The organism is Vibrio sp. FF145 (genome assembly GCF_041439075.1).
GTDB classification, from domain to species: domain Bacteria; phylum Pseudomonadota; class Gammaproteobacteria; order Enterobacterales; family Vibrionaceae; genus Vibrio; species Vibrio tasmaniensis_A.
In genome coordinates, this window is record NZ_JBGONH010000015.1 from 39,381 (window position 1) to 55,229 (window position 15,849).

Here is a 15,849-nt window from a genome sequence, read left to right on the forward strand (position 1 = left end):
TGTTTGTTTTTATTTAAGTATCGTATTCTAGTTTTAAACAGTATAAGCGCTCCGTGCGTGATTCGTAAATCGCGTTAGACACGGAGTTACAATAAAAAGAGAAAGTTATGTCTACATTCAACACACGTTGCCCTTCTTGTAATGGCGTAAACCGAGTTCCTTCAGAAAGAATTTCAGAAAGCCCAACCTGCGGTAAATGCAAAACAGTATTACTCGATGGCGCTCCTATCGAAGGAACGTCACTTAATTTCCAATCTATTTTGAATAGTTCACAGCCAGTGGTTGTCGATTTCTGGGCAACATGGTGCAACCCATGTGTTGGCTTTGCGCCAGTGTTCAGTGACGTTGCTAAAGAGCGTTCAGGAGATATTCGATTCGTTAAGATTGATACTGAAGCTCAACAACAGCTTGCCGCGATGTACCAAATCAGAAGTATTCCCACGGTGATGGTGTTTAAAGATGGCAAACGTGTCGATACGATTAACGGTGCGTTACCAAAAGGCCAATTTGAGCAATGGCTTAATCAAGCTCTGACCAAATAGATCCGTATTTTATATCGCTTTTGATTTAGCTTGTGCTTGAAGAAGCGTACAAAAAATAGGTTAGAGAGCCTTAACAAAATAGACTCCCTAACCTAATGTAAATCAATCAGTTATCTCTGTTTCTTTTAATTATACAACCATCTCGTCTTCTGCCTGTTCATTGGCTTGTTGCTTGCTAAAGCCGTATTGTTCTTTGATTTGATCTGCGACTTTTTCGGCAATCATAATGGTTGGCGCGTTTGTGTTTGCCCCAATCAATGTCGGCATCACAGAAGCATCAATAACTCTTAAGTTATTCAACCCATAGACTTTCAGATTGTTATCTACCACGGCTAATGAATCACTGTTAGGGCCCATTTTACAGGTCCCGACTGGGTGATACTGAGTGTCTGCACGGTTGCGAATATCTTGCTCGATAGCCTCGTCATCACTGGCGTCTACTGGGTAGAAAGCATTACCACGGATGTCGTCAAACGCCGAACTCTCTAACATTTGATACTGCTTCTTCCAGCCCTTAATCATTATCTCCATATCTTCAGGATGACTGAAAAACGCAGGATCAATCTTAGGCGGATCATAAGGATCATTACTATTGAGCGTTACGCTGCCGTTGCTTTTCGGACGCAACAAGGTGACATGAGACGTAAAACCATGACTGGTATGGATTTTTCTTGCATGGTCATCGACAACAGCGACCACAAATACAAACTCTAAATCCGGCACCGCGATATGATCTTCGGAACAAAGAAAACCTATCCCCTCTGCAAAATTACTGCTCATCTTGCCACGGCGTTCTTTGTGCCATAGCGGCAACGCTTTGGTCATTTCAGAGGCCATTTGCAACGAGATACCGAAGGTTTCACGCTTTTCGCTGCATTTGTACGAATGTACTAAGTCGATATGGTCTTGAAGGTTCTTGCCGACGCCTGGTAGCTCTTGAACCGGTTCGATGCCATGCATCTCTAGTTCAGCTTTCGCGCCGATACCCGACAATAACAGCAGTTGAGGAGAACCAAACGCGCCAGCGGATAGAATCACTTCTTTGTTGCATTGGATCTGATAACGCTGTCCGTTAAAGCCATATTCGACTCCGACCGCTTTCTTACCTTCGAACAAAACTTTATGTGTGGTTGCTTTGGTTACGACCGTGAGATTCTGTCTCGAAAGATTTGGCGTTAAGTACGCCTTGGCAGCACTGCACCGTTCGCCATTCAACTGGGTTACCTGCGTCGGCATCGCCCCAAACTGAGCAGCACCGTTGATGTCTTCATTACGGGGAACCCCTATCGACTCACACGCCGTTAAGTAACGTTCCAACATCGGACTTGGCGATCGAAGGTTAGCGACGTTCAGAGGGCCACCTTGGCCGTGAAACTCATCTTGGTGAACTTCGTTATTTTCGGCTTTCTTAAAGTAAGGCAGGCACGATTCATAACTCCAACCTGCATTACCCAAGCTTTCCCATGTATCGTAGTCGGAACGGTGCCCACGAGCGTACATCATCGCATTGATAGAGCTAGACCCACCAAGTGTCTTACCTCTTGGTTGATAACCTTGACGACCATTCAAACCCGGCTGTTCAACGGTTTCAAAGGCCCAGTTGTTTAGCTTAGTTGGCATCATCGCGGCTATACCTACGGGTGTATGGATTAATGGGCTTGTGTCTTTACCACCTGCTTCCAATAGGCAAACCGTGACATTGGGATCTTCAGACAGCCTTGCAGCCATTACACATCCTGCCGAGCCCCCGCCAACAACAATAAAATCATAACTATCCATTTGCCTATCTCCATTGAATGTAGCTCTCGTTTACGCTATTGCCGTCATTGATAACACCATACGAATGAACATTTTACGCGGGGATTTGTAATCATCAAGTTGAACACAATACCATTCCTCTCTGGCCTGCTCTATGACGTGCGTATGTTCATGAAGCACCAATGAGCTTAACTTTCTTCGCTTGAATTATCGTGATGATCAACAACCATCACGGGTGACCTACGCGGATGATTGTATCGCTTTCAAACCATCATAAACATAATCCTAATGGCTTTTCGTCCGCATAAAATCTCGCCAAATCGTAAATTCCGTTATGGTATTTTAGCTCAAGATCTCGATAAATTTCTTTTATCTTAACGACCATTTTTATTCGTTTTACCCAATTCAGTTTCTCCCCCATAGTCGCGGAAAATTCATCGTTTCTTTCACTATTTAGAGGCTCCTGCATTGGACAACATCCAACCAACAACTCGCATAACTGTTCCAGTTATTGCATTGTCTTTTTACGCGATCGCTTCAGGCTATTTAATGAGTTCATTACCATTAATGTTGTCTGAGTATGGCTTAGACAAAAATCTATCGAGTTGGTTGGCGAGTGCATTCTATGCAGGGCTTTTAGCTGGTACGTTATTGATTGAACGTGCGATTGCACGTGTTGGTCACAGAGATGCGTTTGTTATCGCTTTGGCTATCTTTATCGCAACGATCCTTGTGTTACCACTCATCCCACATCAAGCGGTATGGTTATTAGCCCGCTTTGTCGCTGGTGTAGCGGTTGCAGGTATCTTCGTGATTGTAGAGTCTTGGTTAATGAGCGGTGACGAATCTCAGCGCGCGAAACGCTTAGGCGTTTACATGTGTTCGCTATACGGCGGCTCTGCCGTTGGCCAACTCGGCATCGGTTACCTTGGTATTACAGGTGGCGTACCTTTCATCGCAATGTTCACCTTGTTGTTTGGTGCAATCATTGTGTTGATGTACGGACAAGCGACAGCACCACAAATTCACGATGCGCAGTCTTTATCATTAAAGCAAATCAGCAAACTGAGCCACAGCGCTTTGATTGGCTGTATTGTATCTGGATTAACACTTGGATCTATTTACGGACTGATGCCTGTTGAGCTCGCTCAACGCAACATCGCACATCAAGATATTGGCGGTTTGATGGCGTTAGTGATTATGGGTGGTATGGCTGTTCAGCCGATGGTGACATGGTTATCTCACCACATAGGACAAGTGTTATTAATGGCTCTGTTCTGCCTACTAGGGGTTGCAAGCATTGGCTTACTTACTATCAATCATGATTTTTATGTTCTTGGTATGAGCTTGTTTGTGTTAGGTATGGCGACTTTTGCACTTTACCCAATAGCGATTAACTTGGGTTGTCGTAACTTAGACCCGAGCTACTTGGTCTCAGTGACTCAGGTTATGTTGTTGTGTTACAGCATCGGTTCAGTCGCAGGACCATTGGTTGCAGATAGCTTTATGGATTCACAGGCGGGATTATTCACTTACCTGTTCGCGTCTTTACTCGCTACAACGATCTACATGTTGATTGCTAGCTTAAAACGCTCTCCTCTACAGATTGCAGGCGAGTAAGTTCGAATGGCAACTATCCTCCTCAGGTAGGATAGTTACCTCTAGAGCTCTTAGTTATGACTTTCCGTCTAACGAAGAGCTCTTTTTGTTTGATGACTTCTGAGCAAAAGTCGACAAAAAGCATCAATATTAGAAATAGAGGTGTTCTTCAGGTTAAGGCTGAAATATGTAGCCTTCGCCAGTAATGGTAATGATTAGGCCATCCCCGAATAGTGATCTGATCTCAGATATCGCAACAATCACTGACGAGTTAGTGACTGACCCATTCTCCCAGCCAATCTTCTTCAATTGCCCGACACTGAACAACTTCCCTCGATGTCGATTCATAAACAGAATGATCTTACGATACGCTAAAGGCATGGTAGCCAGGACATAGCCGTTTTCAACATTGCGAATAAGTTTGGTGTCGAGTTCAACTATTTTTCCGTTGAGTTCAAGTATTACGTTGTGTTCAGAGTGGTGAGTATCTATTACAGGATAGGCGTCCATTTTTATACAATTCCCTTACGATATAGCCAGCAACAAAGTTAAATTCAGTCATTTTTGTATAACGTCGCTTATAAGTGGACGTTTAAAATCGAAGATAATGAAAGCAGCGTATACGGTAAAGAGATTAAATTTTTATTATTAATATATGAACAGGATATCAATAAAGGGAAATTAATCCTCCAGTACATAACCTTCGTTAGAAACCGTTTTTATACAACGACAGTCTAAGATCCTTCTTATCTCGTAGATAGCAACCAATACTGAAGCAGATGTCACGGCTTTACCCGACCAACCTACACGCTTCAAAACTCGCTTACTGATTACATGTCCTTTATTTTGATACAAGTAAAAAAGAACCTTACGATGAGGCTCTGAAAGCGTCCCTATTATCGAGCCACACTCCTGCTTTCGGACGATCCTCGTATCAGATTGAAACTCTTTTTTATTTAGAACCCACTTAGACGGAAGTTTAAAATCGTCTACGTGATCCGCTATTTTTTGTATGGATTCCTCACGTTTCATAAGCAGTTGTCTTTTAAGATATTTCCAATATTATCGAATGGTACAAAAATACTAAATTGATAGATCACTTAATACCGTACATTTACTGCAAAATTGATCTTGTGGAATTGTTCTAAGAAACGAATTTTTAGTGGACAACCAGCACTACCCGGTAAGTCGATGGCTTTTACGGTATTGGCTTGGAGATAAACCAAAATGCTTTTTAAAGCGATGTGAGAAGTTATAAGGATCTTTGTAACCCAAACGGTTGGCAATCATCGATACCGACCAATCTTGGTATTTTAACAAGCTGGTCGCTTTATCCATTCTTAGTTGAATCAACTTGCTGCGTGGTGATAAGTCGAAGAGCGTTTTGGTAACTCGATTAAGCTGCTCTTCGCTGATAAACACCCTTTGAGCCATACCAGCTACTGTCCATGGTTGATGCAGACTACTTTCAATCTCATTATAGAGCGCTTGAACACGAGCAGTGGTGCTTGTTGATTTGGGTTCAAACCCCGTCAACGTTCGGACTATTTCACTCAAGAGTAACTTACGGTAACTGGCTCGGCCCCCTATCTCAAAGTAAACCAAGTTCATTAGTGACCAGATCTGCTCACACTCTCCAAAAGGCACAATCCCCTGACCTAAACTTGCTATGTGCTGCCACTGCTTAGTATCGGGGGTCAACATCCACGCCATTTTCCAATAGTTATATTGCGGGTCGAGTTCAAAACGAAATGGGGTTCCGGCAGGAAGAACCACCAGCGTATACGGTGTAATAGCTTGTACTGATGTCGTGGTTGTTAGAATGCCGCCGCCTTCCATAGTGAAAATCAACGTATGAACATTAACGGATTCTCGCTCAACCCAATAACCATCGTATAGTTTTGCCATACCGCCCATATAGACACCAAAGCTTTTCATCTCTGGGATATCTTCAACGGTCAAAAAACGTTCTTTGCAATGTTCCGCGAGAAAAACATCATCTTGCCACGTTGATTTAGGCTCCATGGTATCAATGACGGATTCGCACAGGTTTTGTTGTTTTTTAAACATGTTGTTACTTCACTCAAATCACTATAGTTCTGCCATAAATCGGAGAGCTTATGACAACTAACATCAACCCTAACTCATCTATGAATAACAAGCCAGAGAGCATATTACCTCGTATCGTTAAACTTGGTTTGCCTGTTGCTTTGCAAAGTGCGCTGGTTGCTATTCTTGCCCTTGCTGACGTCTTGATGGTCAGTGATTTTGGTATGGAAGCTGCAGCCGCTGTGGGAATTGCATCAAAATGGCACTTCGTTGCTATTATGATTATGGCAGGGTTGGCCTCAGCAAACGGTACATTAGTCGCTCAATACTGGGGAAAGAATGACCGAAAAAGCGCACGAACAGTATCATCCATCGCGATGGTGTTTGGTTTAAAAGTTCTGCTGCCTGTTACAGCAATCATCACTCTTGGTTCTCAGTTTTTAATGATGTTGCAAACTAGCGATCAAACCGTGATTGAGCTTGGAGCGACTTATCTATGGTATGGGTTCCCTGTTCTACTTCTAACTCACATTGTTGTAGTGGTAGAAGCAAGCATGCGCTCATCAGGTGACACCGTAACTCCACTATTGTTAGGTGGTATTACTATTGCACTCAACATTGCGCTTAACTTCGTTCTAATTAAAGGGGCTTTCGGCATTCCAGCAATGGGCGTTGCAGGTGCTGCATTGGCGACAACCTTAGCGCGATTGATTCAAGTGGGCTTAATGTATAGCTACATGCGTGTGCGTAAACACTGGCTGCTAACCACCCCAAGCTCACCACACCGTCCATCACTGTGGCTTTCTTACCGTCGTATTGCGTTGCCGCTAACGATGAATGCCGTGTTGTGGGCAATGGGTACCATGGCGTACCAAATGATCTTCGGTCACATGGGCACAACAGAGCTTGCGGTGTTCTCGATGCTCGCGCCGTTCGAATCGCTGTGTTACTCGATCTTCTTTGGTATCTCCGTAGCGTGTTCAGTATTGCTTGGCCATTCGCTGGGCCGTGATGAATTTGATGATGCTATGAGCATGGGTCTAACATTCATTAAAGCCGTCGTTGGCTTTGGCGCTGTCGTTGGCTTGCTACTGTTTATGGGTAAAGAGCATGTACTATCATGGTTAAACCTTTCTACAGATGCATTGTACCCGCTTGCTTCGCCAGCAATGATGATCATGTGTTTTGCAGTGGTGATTCGTATGCTCAACATGGTGATCATTAACGGTATTATTCGTGCTGGTGGTGATAACGCTTTCTGCCTTCGCATGGATTTCATCGCGATGTGGATGGTGGGCATTCCAGTGTGTGTTTATGGCGCGTTTGTCGCTGGATGGGACTTCAAATACATCTATGGTCTGATGTTGGTTGAAGAAGTGGTGAAACTGGCAATATGCTCGCACCGTTATTTGAGCCGACGCTGGATCAATAACCTGACGGTTACCTACGAAGAGCCTCAAGCGGTGTAGCTTTATACATAAAGTATTCTTTCTACAAGACTGCCTTCTGATAAGGCAGTTAGCAGAAACACAAAAGGTCTGAGCAATCAGACCTTTTTCGTTTCTTCTGCGACCAATTTAAAGCACCAGTTACTTCTTGTTCATTCGGATATGGCGATTAGACACATTCGGCAGTGGCTTCTCTGGCACTTTACGTTTCTCATGAATCAAATGCCTGATCGCTAAAATCGGATGCTTAAGTAGCATTCTTGGCCCTGCATAGCGCATCACTAAACGCATCTGCTCTTTAGGATCAGGCTTATAACAATGAATCGGACACTTGTTACAGGTCGGCTTTGCTTCGCCATAAGGGCATCTATCAAGTCGTGTCTCTGCATAACGCAACAGTTGCTCACACTCTTCACATAACGCGTTATTCTGACGAACCGCACCGTGGTGATCTTTACAGTAGATGTGCACCATCGCAATAACGGTTTTGTACTCCGTTGCGAGTTCGCCTTGTAGAATGTTGTTATGTTGGAACATGATTAATTACCTAATGAGAGACCGTACAGGTTGAGTTCTAGATCTAAAATGATTATCCTCCACCGCATAAACTAAATACAAGGCTATGCAGCAATGAACCGTAAGAAAAAAATCAATCAAATTCTAAAGAAAAGACAGAAACAGGCGAATTCTAAACTGCATGGTAGCAACAAGCCTCGCTATATTTCTAAAGCTGATCGCGCAAAAATGGAAGCTGAAGAGCAAGCGAAAGCCGCTCTAGAGCAAGCTGAGGGTTCAGTAGAGACAACGGTTGAAGCAGAAGAAGCTGGTATTGAAACTAAAGAAAAAAAAGCTGCAGAGTAAGCTTTTGACTCACGAGATACTCTTGCTCAGCGCTCAGATCAGAGCCTGTAGACAAGAACAAAAAAAAGCAGCCTCTATTTAGGCTGCTTTTTTGATCCTACCGTATTAACCTAGCGACTTAGCGATTCAATTAACCTTTGAATGGTTTAACTTCCCAGCGTGCGAAAGGCGCTTTTGCATTAATCCCTGCTCTTCCCCAGCGGTCTACCGAGTCAACAACAAGAATTCGCTCATTAGGCACCAATGACTTAATCAAAGTCGTCGGCTTTTTCGCTGTCACTAACCATAGCGCATCGTCTTCTGAAAACATCGCTTTGAGCTTCGCTTTATCTTGCTCTGTCCATTCCAGTTCAGCTTTGAACATACGTTCTTCAACAAACAGTTGGCTGCCAGAAGCAAAATCTTCCAAGCTTTCTGAAAGCAACAATACTGAATCTACATCGTTATCCAATAATACCGCTTGTTGCTTGTTAATCAGTTCACGTACATCAAGCATCACACGCTGCAAATTACGATCAATCGTCTCTGCTTGCGCTGGCCACAATAACTTAAAGTCGTCAGCCACGATGGCGGCCATGCGCGTTAGGTTGGTTGGATTTAACCAAGCATACTTAGACACTTCACCACTTGATAGCGTCAACGCGGCAACACCTTGTGCGCGCGGTGTAATAGCTTGAGCGGCATCCACCTCAACCAAGCGGATATTGCCTTGCCTTGCGTATACAAATGTAGGATCCGCTTGCCAAATAGATGACAGCGTTAACGCAACGGTCGCCTTCTCTCCTGACTTAAGCACCTTGCTTTCACCCTTAGTGCCAAACCAGTTAGGTAAGCGATCAATACCGTAGCGTTTTGGTGGTAGGTATTCGGTCGTAATGTCGGTGCCTTTGGTTAGCTCTGTCGCCAAAGCATAAGTCACAGGTGTACTGGTTAGGATATCCTCTGCGTTAGCGTTCAGTGACACCACAGATCCAGCCATTAACACACTACCAAGTACACCCACTTGAGCCGCTGTTTTTACTGAGCTTGAAATACGATTCATTAAAGGAGTCATGGTTAAGCCTTTCTTATAATTCGGTATAGCGTTGCTGCTAGGAAAAACGTTGCAGAAACGATGATGATTGAAGCGCCTGACGGCACTGGCAGTTTAAGTTCCATCGGTAATACCGTTCCGACTAAACACGCGATGGTTGCCAGCAACGCAGAAAGCAAAACAAAGCTCCCCATGCGTTTAGTCAACAATCGTGCCGTCGCACCCGGAATCAGTAATAACGCGCCAACCAAAACGGCACCCACGATCTTCACCGCGGCAATCGTCACCAAAGTAATCATCATCACAAACAGGTAGTCATAGAAGCTGGTGTTATAGCCACGCACCTTGGCAATATCCGGGCTAATACAAGTGAGAAGAATACGGTTGAACGTCGGTATCAAGAGCAAAATGATGAGCGCGCAGCTGCCTGCAAGAATCGCTAAGTCTTGATCTGTTACCGTCAGAATCGAACCAAACAGCACATTCTCAAGCATGTGAATGTTGATCTTACGTGCCACGTACATCAACAATGCCGCGCCGACCGCTAAAGCGAGCGCAAGGAAAACGCCGACTAAAGTATCGTATGGCACATTGGTTCTGTTTCTTACAAAATGAAGAAGCAAAGCAAAGATCATACAGAAACTAAACAGACCAATAATTGGATTTTCTGGTGGCTCACCAAGCAAAACACCAATGGCAATACCGGTCAATGCTGCGTGACCTACCGCTTCAGAGAAGAATGCCAGACGCTTTGCAATGACCAAAGTACCAAGGCCACCTAATAACGGGCCCAATAACAACGCAGCAACCAGTGCATTCACCATAAACGCATACATGAAGCTGTCTGATAACCAACCCGCTTCAACGCCACTAATGGCAAGTTGTCGTAACCACTCCATTACGCAACCTCCTTCGATTTGGTGATGGCAGATCCACTGCTATAGTGCTGAAACAGACTCTCGATTTTAGTAGGGTGTAGTACTTGTTCATGTGGACCACTATCCACCAAGAATCGATTCACAACATGTACATTCGCTTCAAGACGACGTACTGCGGTTACATCATGGTGAACAGCAAGAATGGTACGCCCTTCATTAACGCATTCACGAACTAGCGATTCTAAATAACGAACGCCCTGCTCATCCATGCCAGTCGTAGGTTCATCCAACACTAATAAACTTGGGTTATCCAACAACGCTTGAGCAAACAACACGCGTTGCTGCTCACCACCCGATAGCTGCCCCATACGGCGGTCGCTACGAGTCGCCATACCAACACGGTCGAGTTGCGCTAATGCAAGATCCAATTGCTTAGACTTACGACGCCAAAACAGTGGAATTCGAGTTTGGTTAAGCAGGACGAAATCCATTACCGTCAGAGGTAAGCTCGATTCGAAGGTCGCTTTTTGAGGAACGTAACCAATGCTTGGCTTTTCTGGCCAATGAATATTGATTTGACCAGAGAAAGGCGTCAAACCAAGAACTGAACGCAGCAAAGAGGTTTTTCCTCCGCCGTTTGGCCCCATGATCACATGGCACTCACCCGCTTTAAGATCTAGCGTGATATCATCAAGAATCACGTTGTTGTCGTATTGCAGACCGAGTTGGTTGATTGAAATCGATGGACCTTGCATTACGCCTTCCCGCTTTTAGCCTGGTTAGCCGCAGCAAATTTCATTGCTTCGATTAACGTTTCTAAGTTCTTCTTCATCTCAACTTCTACCTTATCGTCTTGATACTCACCGTGCGTCATGTGAGAGAAACGGTAAAGCTGAACGCCTGTTTCTGCTTCAATGGTGTCAACAAAGCGGTTTGGCATGTTTAACTCGTAGAACAGAACATCAATGCCTGATGCGCGGATTTTCTCGATCGTATCTTGCAGTTGGCTCGCACTTGGTTCAACACCGTGTGCAGGCTCAATCACCGCTGCAACATCCACACCAAACTCTTGAAGGATATAGCCATAAGCATTGTGCGTGGTCGCCACTTTCATACCTGATGTATCGAGTTCACCTAATGACAACATCGCATCACGCTTCATAAAGCGAAATTGCTTGGCGTACTTACGTGCATTCTTACGATAAAAAGCTGCATTGTCTGGATCGAGTTTAGAAACTTCACTCGCGATGGTGTACACCTTTTGGATTGTTGTAGAAAGTCCAACAAACGTATGTGGGTTCACCGCGCCTTGGCCAACAGACTGGCCTAATGCAGGAAGTAGAGGTACTTCTTTGTTCGCTTCAATAACCATTAAATCATCACGTTGCGCAGCTGAAATGACTTTTAGTGCGAAGTCATCGTGGCCAATACCGTTTACCACGATTGCGTCCATCTGGCTCAATCGCTTCAAGTCATTCGGTTGTGGTAAGTAGTTATGTGGGTTAAAGCCAGCATCAACCAAAGGAAGGATGTTCACTTTGTCACCTACCACAGCTTTTACGTAGCTATAGTAAGGCTGTAGGGTAATACCTATCGTCAACTTGTCGCTGTCGACTGTGTATTCTTTTGCCAATGCATTGGGTGTCGATAGCACCGCTATTAACGACATCAATAGAGTCATGAATCGCATAGTAAATCTCTTATTATTAGTCAGCATTTTGTTTTTCGAGAGTCCGGGATTAATGTGAAGAAGCTTCATGCTGATCAGCAACTTCTGACTCATTCACCACCAATTTCCAGCCTGCGGATTCCAATGTATTTTCATCAAATTGAGTAGGTTGGCTTGCGACACCACCAAAGAAAATCCAGATTTCCGGAGAAACACTGTTCGCGTTCAAAACAAAGGAGTCCGCGAAGCCATGAGTGTTTGGCGTAGCTTGTTCGCTTGGTGTAGCGTATTCACTTGGCGTAGAGAAGTAATAACCACGCTCGTCCAATAACCAAGTATGAGAACCTTTGCGCTTCCAACTCTGGTCTTCAACAAAAGGCGCGACCCATTCGTCTTTCAGCGACACAACGCTTGGCCATTCGCCGTCTAAGTCCATGCGAAGATCTCGAATCTCTTCATGAGCCAAACGGAGTTCTGACAGCATCGCCAAGTTTTCTTGCTCAACATCAGTCACTAAGACTTGGTGATCAAGGGTCACTTCGATATGAGATTCTGCTTGATTAAACGGAATAGCAACCGTCGCAAAACAAAGGATAAATATAATGATTAGGCCAACCCACTTGCCCTCTCTTCCGCCTGTGTCAGCGCGTACACTTTGAATCATCATTTTTCTTTGATCTCTACAACGTCGACTTCAACAGGAAACTCGTGACCTGAATCAAACACGAGGTAAAACTCAGAATTTGGGTTTTGAAATTCAACAATTGAGCGTTTATCCGTCATCTCTTTCGCTATCAAGTTATCTTCGTAGTCGTACATTGCGACTGCGTAATCTATCGCTTTACTACCATCAGAGTAACCCGCCTCACAGGCAACCGTTTTTCCTTCAAACCAACAGCTCATCAATGGAAAGTGTGCTTGCGCAGGTAATGCCACTAAACCAAGCCCCAGAGCCAAGCACGGGGCAATTATGGTGTTTGCTTTTATTGTTATTTTCATCGTTCGTACCCTCGCCACGTTACAAATTTTCAGTGGTATACTGACCGTTAAAGGGCTCTAATGAGCCCTTGTCTTTTTTTATCTAATAATCAGGAGCTTTCTCCCGATAAAACCGACTATTGAAGCAATGCTTCGAACGTCAGATGCACATTCGTACTTGCTTTGTCTGCCAGTGGGTTGTCAACCAACTCACCTTTGTAGTTCGCTTTCATTACGTAACGACCCGCTACGTCTGGAGTAAACGTGATTTCACCGTTTTCATCACTCACTACATCAATCTGCTCTTGGTGATTGCGGTAAAGCGTACCTTCACGAGTAATTTCCGCTTTCACGTCTTTCTGGATTTCACCGTTGTAGAAGAATTGGAATGTCACTGGTTCGCCTTCAACGATGTCTGAAGGGTGTGTAACCGGCTTCATTTCAAGAAGCTTGCCTTCAATTTTGAAAACTGAATCTGTTGGCTTGCCTACTGTGATGTAACTTTCTGCGCGAGTGAAACCGACTTGAGTTACCACGTCACGTGATTTTTCAGGTAATAAGGCATCACGCTCAGCTTTAGTCGCTTTAATCCATTTTACTGTGTCACGACGACCCGCTTTGTACTGTGTCCAGTACGTTGGTTCGTTGTTGATTGCTACTTTGTGTGTACCTTCTTCCTCAAAATAGAAATCAAACATTGAGCGACGCTTGCCTTTTACAACGAAGTTAGGACGCTCATTACGACCATCAGGCATGATAACGAATGCTTTATCACTTCCTGCAGGCTTATCAAAAACAAACGTACCGTGGGATGCCGTCACATCAAATGTTAACCAGTCACCACCTTCTTTAGAAACGGTGAAATGAGAAGGCAAAACCCAACGAGGGTGAGCTTGCGCAGTCGTCGTTGCTGCTAGACCGAACGCCATTACACCTGCAAGAGCAAGCGCCTTTATTTTTGTCTGTTTCATCATGTTCAATTCCATTATTTGTAATCTTTAACCGTGTCGCTCGATGGCGCCTACGATTCCAATCTTTGATTTTGCTGTCGCTTGTAAAGCACAGCTTGTGTTATCCGACGTGCTAATTATTTTGCAATGTAGCTCAAGATAATTTTCCCCGTCTCTTCCGTTGCTTTTAATTCATAAGAGGCGTTTGAATCTGTCAGTGATACTTTTTGGCGAAGGTAGTTACGGCCACCGTGTTCACGCACGACTTCGACATGCACTGTGTACTCACCTTGTTCAAGGGTTTCACCGCTGTCACTCTTGCCATCCCAAACGAAACGATATTGACCAGCTGGGCGTGTTGCAGAAGTCACAGCATCAACAAGTTCACGATCGTAACGGCCAACTTTTCTCCACCAACTGCGTAAGTCTTTTAGCCATTCGTCTTTACCGACCCAAAGCTCAATGGTTTTCACTGACTTTCGTTCACTGTTTTCTACCCACACCGCCACGTAAGGACGCGCATACATAGAGGTATCAATCTTGGGCAACTCTAAATTCACATCCAATTTCGCCGTATCAGGAATCGCTTGTGCCATTCCAAGGCTAGGTAAAAGAGACAAAGCCAAAAGAGCCTTACTCCAATTCATTTTTTTCATGTTTAACAACCTTTTAAATCCGTTTAACCTTTAGTTCGTTCTTCGAGCTGATTCATCAAGCAGACTCATCAACCTAATGGAGGGTTAAGGTACGGCGACAAAATAGATAGCAAGTGAGATTGCAGACCCAAATACCGTCCATTTAATGGAGGTATTGAGCGTTTTTTTCTTAGGTAACAGTAAGCACACGCCAGTCAGTACAAAGAAGATCATCAGTAGCGCAGTGATATCGATAAACCATTTCCACACTTCACCGCTATTACGGCCTTTGTGTAGGTCATTCAACAATGCGATAACGCCATAATTCGTTGTTTCGACTTCCACCATTTCAGAAGTCACATCGACAAACACAGAAGCGTTGTAGCCAGGTCCTTTGAAGTCCATAGACACTTCACCGATGAGTAACTCACCGTCTTCAATCTCTGCGTAGATATCTAACCCCGAAGGAACGCCAGATAGGTTTGCTTCTTCAAATAAAAACTTTTCAAAAGCAGACTCGTCGGCTTTCAGTCGACCGTCTTGAATCGTAAACAAATTCGTGGGAAGCGTTAGCGTAGAGTGTTGGATATTGGGTTGGCTGGATTCAAATAGCTCAGGGCGATTAAGGGTGATGCCTGTCACTGAAAAGAAGAGAACAACAAACAACAGTGCCATTGAAATATAAACATGAAGTCGACGAGCCCATGATTGAACTGCCCTACTTTTTAACGACATACAAACCAATACCTATAGATTTTATGGCGACAATTTAGTTGATAATCATTCGTATTGGCATTCAATTTACATTGTTTACGTTTCTTGCGCGTCGCAAGGAAATTTACATAACATCTACTGAAGAACAATCGAACTGTATACGTATAAGAATCGCGGCAATATAAGTGGGAAACGTAGATATCCTGTGCTCTAGAGCTTATAAAAGGCCCTGTTTAGTAGGAGTTCCGTGCATTTAAGAAAGGAATGTAGAAGCTATTTAGAACAGAGATCACTATCAAGGGCATTGGCATGACGATTAGCTCAAGAGTGGTTTAAGCTTATTGACTATAAAACAGACATAACCATGCAAGTTTAAAAGGATTTAGAAATGCGTATTATTGTAGCTTTGGCTGTATTGGTAACGGCTTGTACTAGCCAAATTGTTAGTACTGACGAACATGTCGAGAGTTACATCGGTTCCAATATTGCAGATGCGCAAGCTTTGTATTTAACGCCCCACTCTCAAGCCGTTACATTTTGGGAGTCACGCACATTTGCTTGGGTGGAAACTCAAACCTCACTCGAGAATGGTGAAATACAACATTCTTTCAAAAACCCCTATCGTGACTGCACCATTAACTGGATTGTAGACCAAAGTGGAGTGATCATTGCGGGATCACACAGTGGCGAGATGTGCAGCCTTTAACTTGAATTCTCTTTATCTTTATACCAATC

Annotated in this window: 20 protein-coding genes; 5 read left to right on the forward strand and 15 right to left on the reverse strand. The window is 44.1% G+C overall.

Going from position 1 to position 15,849, the window contains the following annotated elements; translation table 11 throughout:
• Positions 1–107: 107 nt before the first annotated feature.
• Entirely contained in the window at positions 108–542 is a 435-nt protein-coding gene (trxC, locus tag ACED42_RS07875) for a thioredoxin TrxC (protein WP_371702076.1), read from the forward strand.
• A gap of 129 nt (positions 543–671) precedes the next feature.
• Here the strand turns inward: trxC and ACED42_RS07880 are convergent, their stop codons facing one another.
• Positions 672–2,321, reverse strand: coding sequence for a GMC family oxidoreductase (locus ACED42_RS07880; RefSeq protein WP_371702078.1), 1,650 nt, complete (start codon positions 2,319–2,321; stop codon positions 672–674).
• A gap of 250 nt (positions 2,322–2,571) precedes the next feature.
• The gene (locus tag ACED42_RS07885; RefSeq protein ID WP_135381439.1) at positions 2,572–2,769 is read right to left on the reverse strand and encodes a hypothetical protein; all 198 of its coding nucleotides are present in this window, start codon (positions 2,767–2,769) and stop codon (positions 2,572–2,574) included.
• On the opposite strand from ACED42_RS07885, the gene ACED42_RS07890 reads away from it, so the two are divergent.
• Complete coding sequence (locus tag ACED42_RS07890) at positions 2,769–3,920, forward strand: MFS transporter (RefSeq protein WP_135381440.1); 1,152 nt, start codon at positions 2,769–2,771, stop codon at positions 3,918–3,920. The two genes, ACED42_RS07885 and ACED42_RS07890, sit on opposite strands and share 1 nt — an antisense overlap.
• Before the next feature lie 153 nt (positions 3,921–4,073).
• On the opposite strand, the gene ACED42_RS07895 is transcribed toward ACED42_RS07890, so the two are convergent.
• From ACED42_RS07895 to ACED42_RS07905, 3 genes are all read right to left on the reverse strand, one after another.
• Positions 4,074–4,409 carry a winged helix-turn-helix domain-containing protein gene (locus tag ACED42_RS07895; protein WP_102258000.1) on the reverse strand — a complete coding sequence of 112 codons (336 nt, stop codon included), beginning with the start codon at positions 4,407–4,409 and terminating at the stop codon, positions 4,074–4,076.
• 171 nt (positions 4,410–4,580) lie between these two features.
• Positions 4,581–4,754, reverse strand: coding sequence for a transcriptional regulator (locus ACED42_RS07900; protein ID WP_371702081.1), 174 nt, complete (start codon positions 4,752–4,754; stop codon positions 4,581–4,583).
• A gap of 321 nt (positions 4,755–5,075) precedes the next feature.
• Entirely contained in the window at positions 5,076–5,969 is an 894-nt protein-coding gene (locus ACED42_RS07905; RefSeq protein ID WP_017097624.1) for a helix-turn-helix domain-containing protein, read from the reverse strand.
• Positions 5,970–6,019: 50 nt separating this feature from the next.
• Between ACED42_RS07905 and ACED42_RS07910 the strand changes: the two genes are divergently transcribed.
• Positions 6,020–7,417, forward strand: coding sequence for an MATE family efflux transporter (locus ACED42_RS07910; RefSeq protein ID WP_102582289.1), 1,398 nt, complete (start codon positions 6,020–6,022; stop codon positions 7,415–7,417).
• 120 nt (positions 7,418–7,537) lie between these two features.
• Here the strand turns inward: ACED42_RS07910 and ACED42_RS07915 are convergent, their stop codons facing one another.
• Positions 7,538–7,933 (reverse strand): nitrous oxide-stimulated promoter family protein, encoded by a 396-nt coding sequence (locus ACED42_RS07915; protein WP_065680040.1) that lies wholly within the window; start codon positions 7,931–7,933, stop codon positions 7,538–7,540.
• A 93-nt stretch (positions 7,934–8,026) separates the two neighbouring features.
• Between ACED42_RS07915 and ACED42_RS07920 the strand changes: the two genes are divergently transcribed.
• Positions 8,027–8,257 (forward strand): DUF2986 domain-containing protein, encoded by a 231-nt coding sequence (locus ACED42_RS07920; protein WP_009845393.1) that lies wholly within the window; start codon positions 8,027–8,029, stop codon positions 8,255–8,257.
• A gap of 130 nt (positions 8,258–8,387) precedes the next feature.
• On the opposite strand, the gene ACED42_RS07925 is transcribed toward ACED42_RS07920, so the two are convergent.
• From ACED42_RS07925 to ACED42_RS07965, 9 genes are all read right to left on the reverse strand, one after another.
• The gene (locus tag ACED42_RS07925; RefSeq protein WP_371702084.1) at positions 8,388–9,311 is read right to left on the reverse strand and encodes an ABC transporter substrate-binding protein; all 924 of its coding nucleotides are present in this window, start codon (positions 9,309–9,311) and stop codon (positions 8,388–8,390) included.
• Between the two features lie 2 nt (positions 9,312–9,313).
• Positions 9,314–10,189 carry a metal ABC transporter permease gene (locus ACED42_RS07930; RefSeq protein ID WP_012600593.1) on the reverse strand — a complete coding sequence of 292 codons (876 nt, stop codon included), beginning with the start codon at positions 10,187–10,189 and terminating at the stop codon, positions 9,314–9,316.
• A complete protein-coding gene (locus tag ACED42_RS07935) occupies positions 10,189–10,923 on the reverse strand; it encodes a metal ABC transporter ATP-binding protein (RefSeq protein ID WP_122047366.1) in 735 nt (244 codons plus the stop codon). Before ACED42_RS07935 ends, ACED42_RS07930 begins: the two co-directional genes overlap by 1 nt.
• Positions 10,923–11,858 carry a metal ABC transporter solute-binding protein, Zn/Mn family gene (locus ACED42_RS07940; RefSeq protein ID WP_371702086.1) on the reverse strand — a complete coding sequence of 312 codons (936 nt, stop codon included), beginning with the start codon at positions 11,856–11,858 and terminating at the stop codon, positions 10,923–10,925. The genes ACED42_RS07935 and ACED42_RS07940 overlap by 1 nt, the downstream gene beginning before the upstream one ends.
• Positions 11,859–11,907: 49 nt before the next feature.
• The gene (locus tag ACED42_RS07945) at positions 11,908–12,504 is read right to left on the reverse strand and encodes a DUF6162 family protein (RefSeq protein WP_371702088.1); all 597 of its coding nucleotides are present in this window, start codon (positions 12,502–12,504) and stop codon (positions 11,908–11,910) included.
• Positions 12,501–12,836: a hypothetical protein gene (locus ACED42_RS07950; protein ID WP_371702090.1), complete on the reverse strand. Its 336-nt coding sequence runs from the start codon at positions 12,834–12,836 to the stop codon at positions 12,501–12,503. Before ACED42_RS07950 ends, ACED42_RS07945 begins: the two co-directional genes overlap by 4 nt.
• Positions 12,837–12,952: 116 nt before the next feature.
• Entirely contained in the window at positions 12,953–13,789 is an 837-nt protein-coding gene (locus ACED42_RS07955; protein ID WP_017102108.1) for a DUF4198 domain-containing protein, read from the reverse strand.
• A gap of 113 nt (positions 13,790–13,902) precedes the next feature.
• On the reverse strand, positions 13,903–14,421 hold the full coding sequence (locus tag ACED42_RS07960; protein WP_065680035.1) for a DUF2271 domain-containing protein: 519 nt from the start codon (positions 14,419–14,421) through the stop codon (positions 13,903–13,905).
• Positions 14,422–14,505: 84 nt separating this feature from the next.
• Positions 14,506–15,135: a PepSY-associated TM helix domain-containing protein gene (locus ACED42_RS07965; protein WP_371702091.1), complete on the reverse strand. Its 630-nt coding sequence runs from the start codon at positions 15,133–15,135 to the stop codon at positions 14,506–14,508.
• Positions 15,136–15,502: 367 nt separating this feature from the next.
• Here ACED42_RS07965 and ACED42_RS07970 point away from each other — a divergent pair, with 367 nt between their 5' ends.
• Positions 15,503–15,820, forward strand: a complete 318-nt coding sequence (locus tag ACED42_RS07970) for a hypothetical protein (RefSeq protein WP_371702093.1) — start codon at positions 15,503–15,505, stop codon at positions 15,818–15,820.
• Positions 15,821–15,849 lie beyond the last annotated feature (29 nt).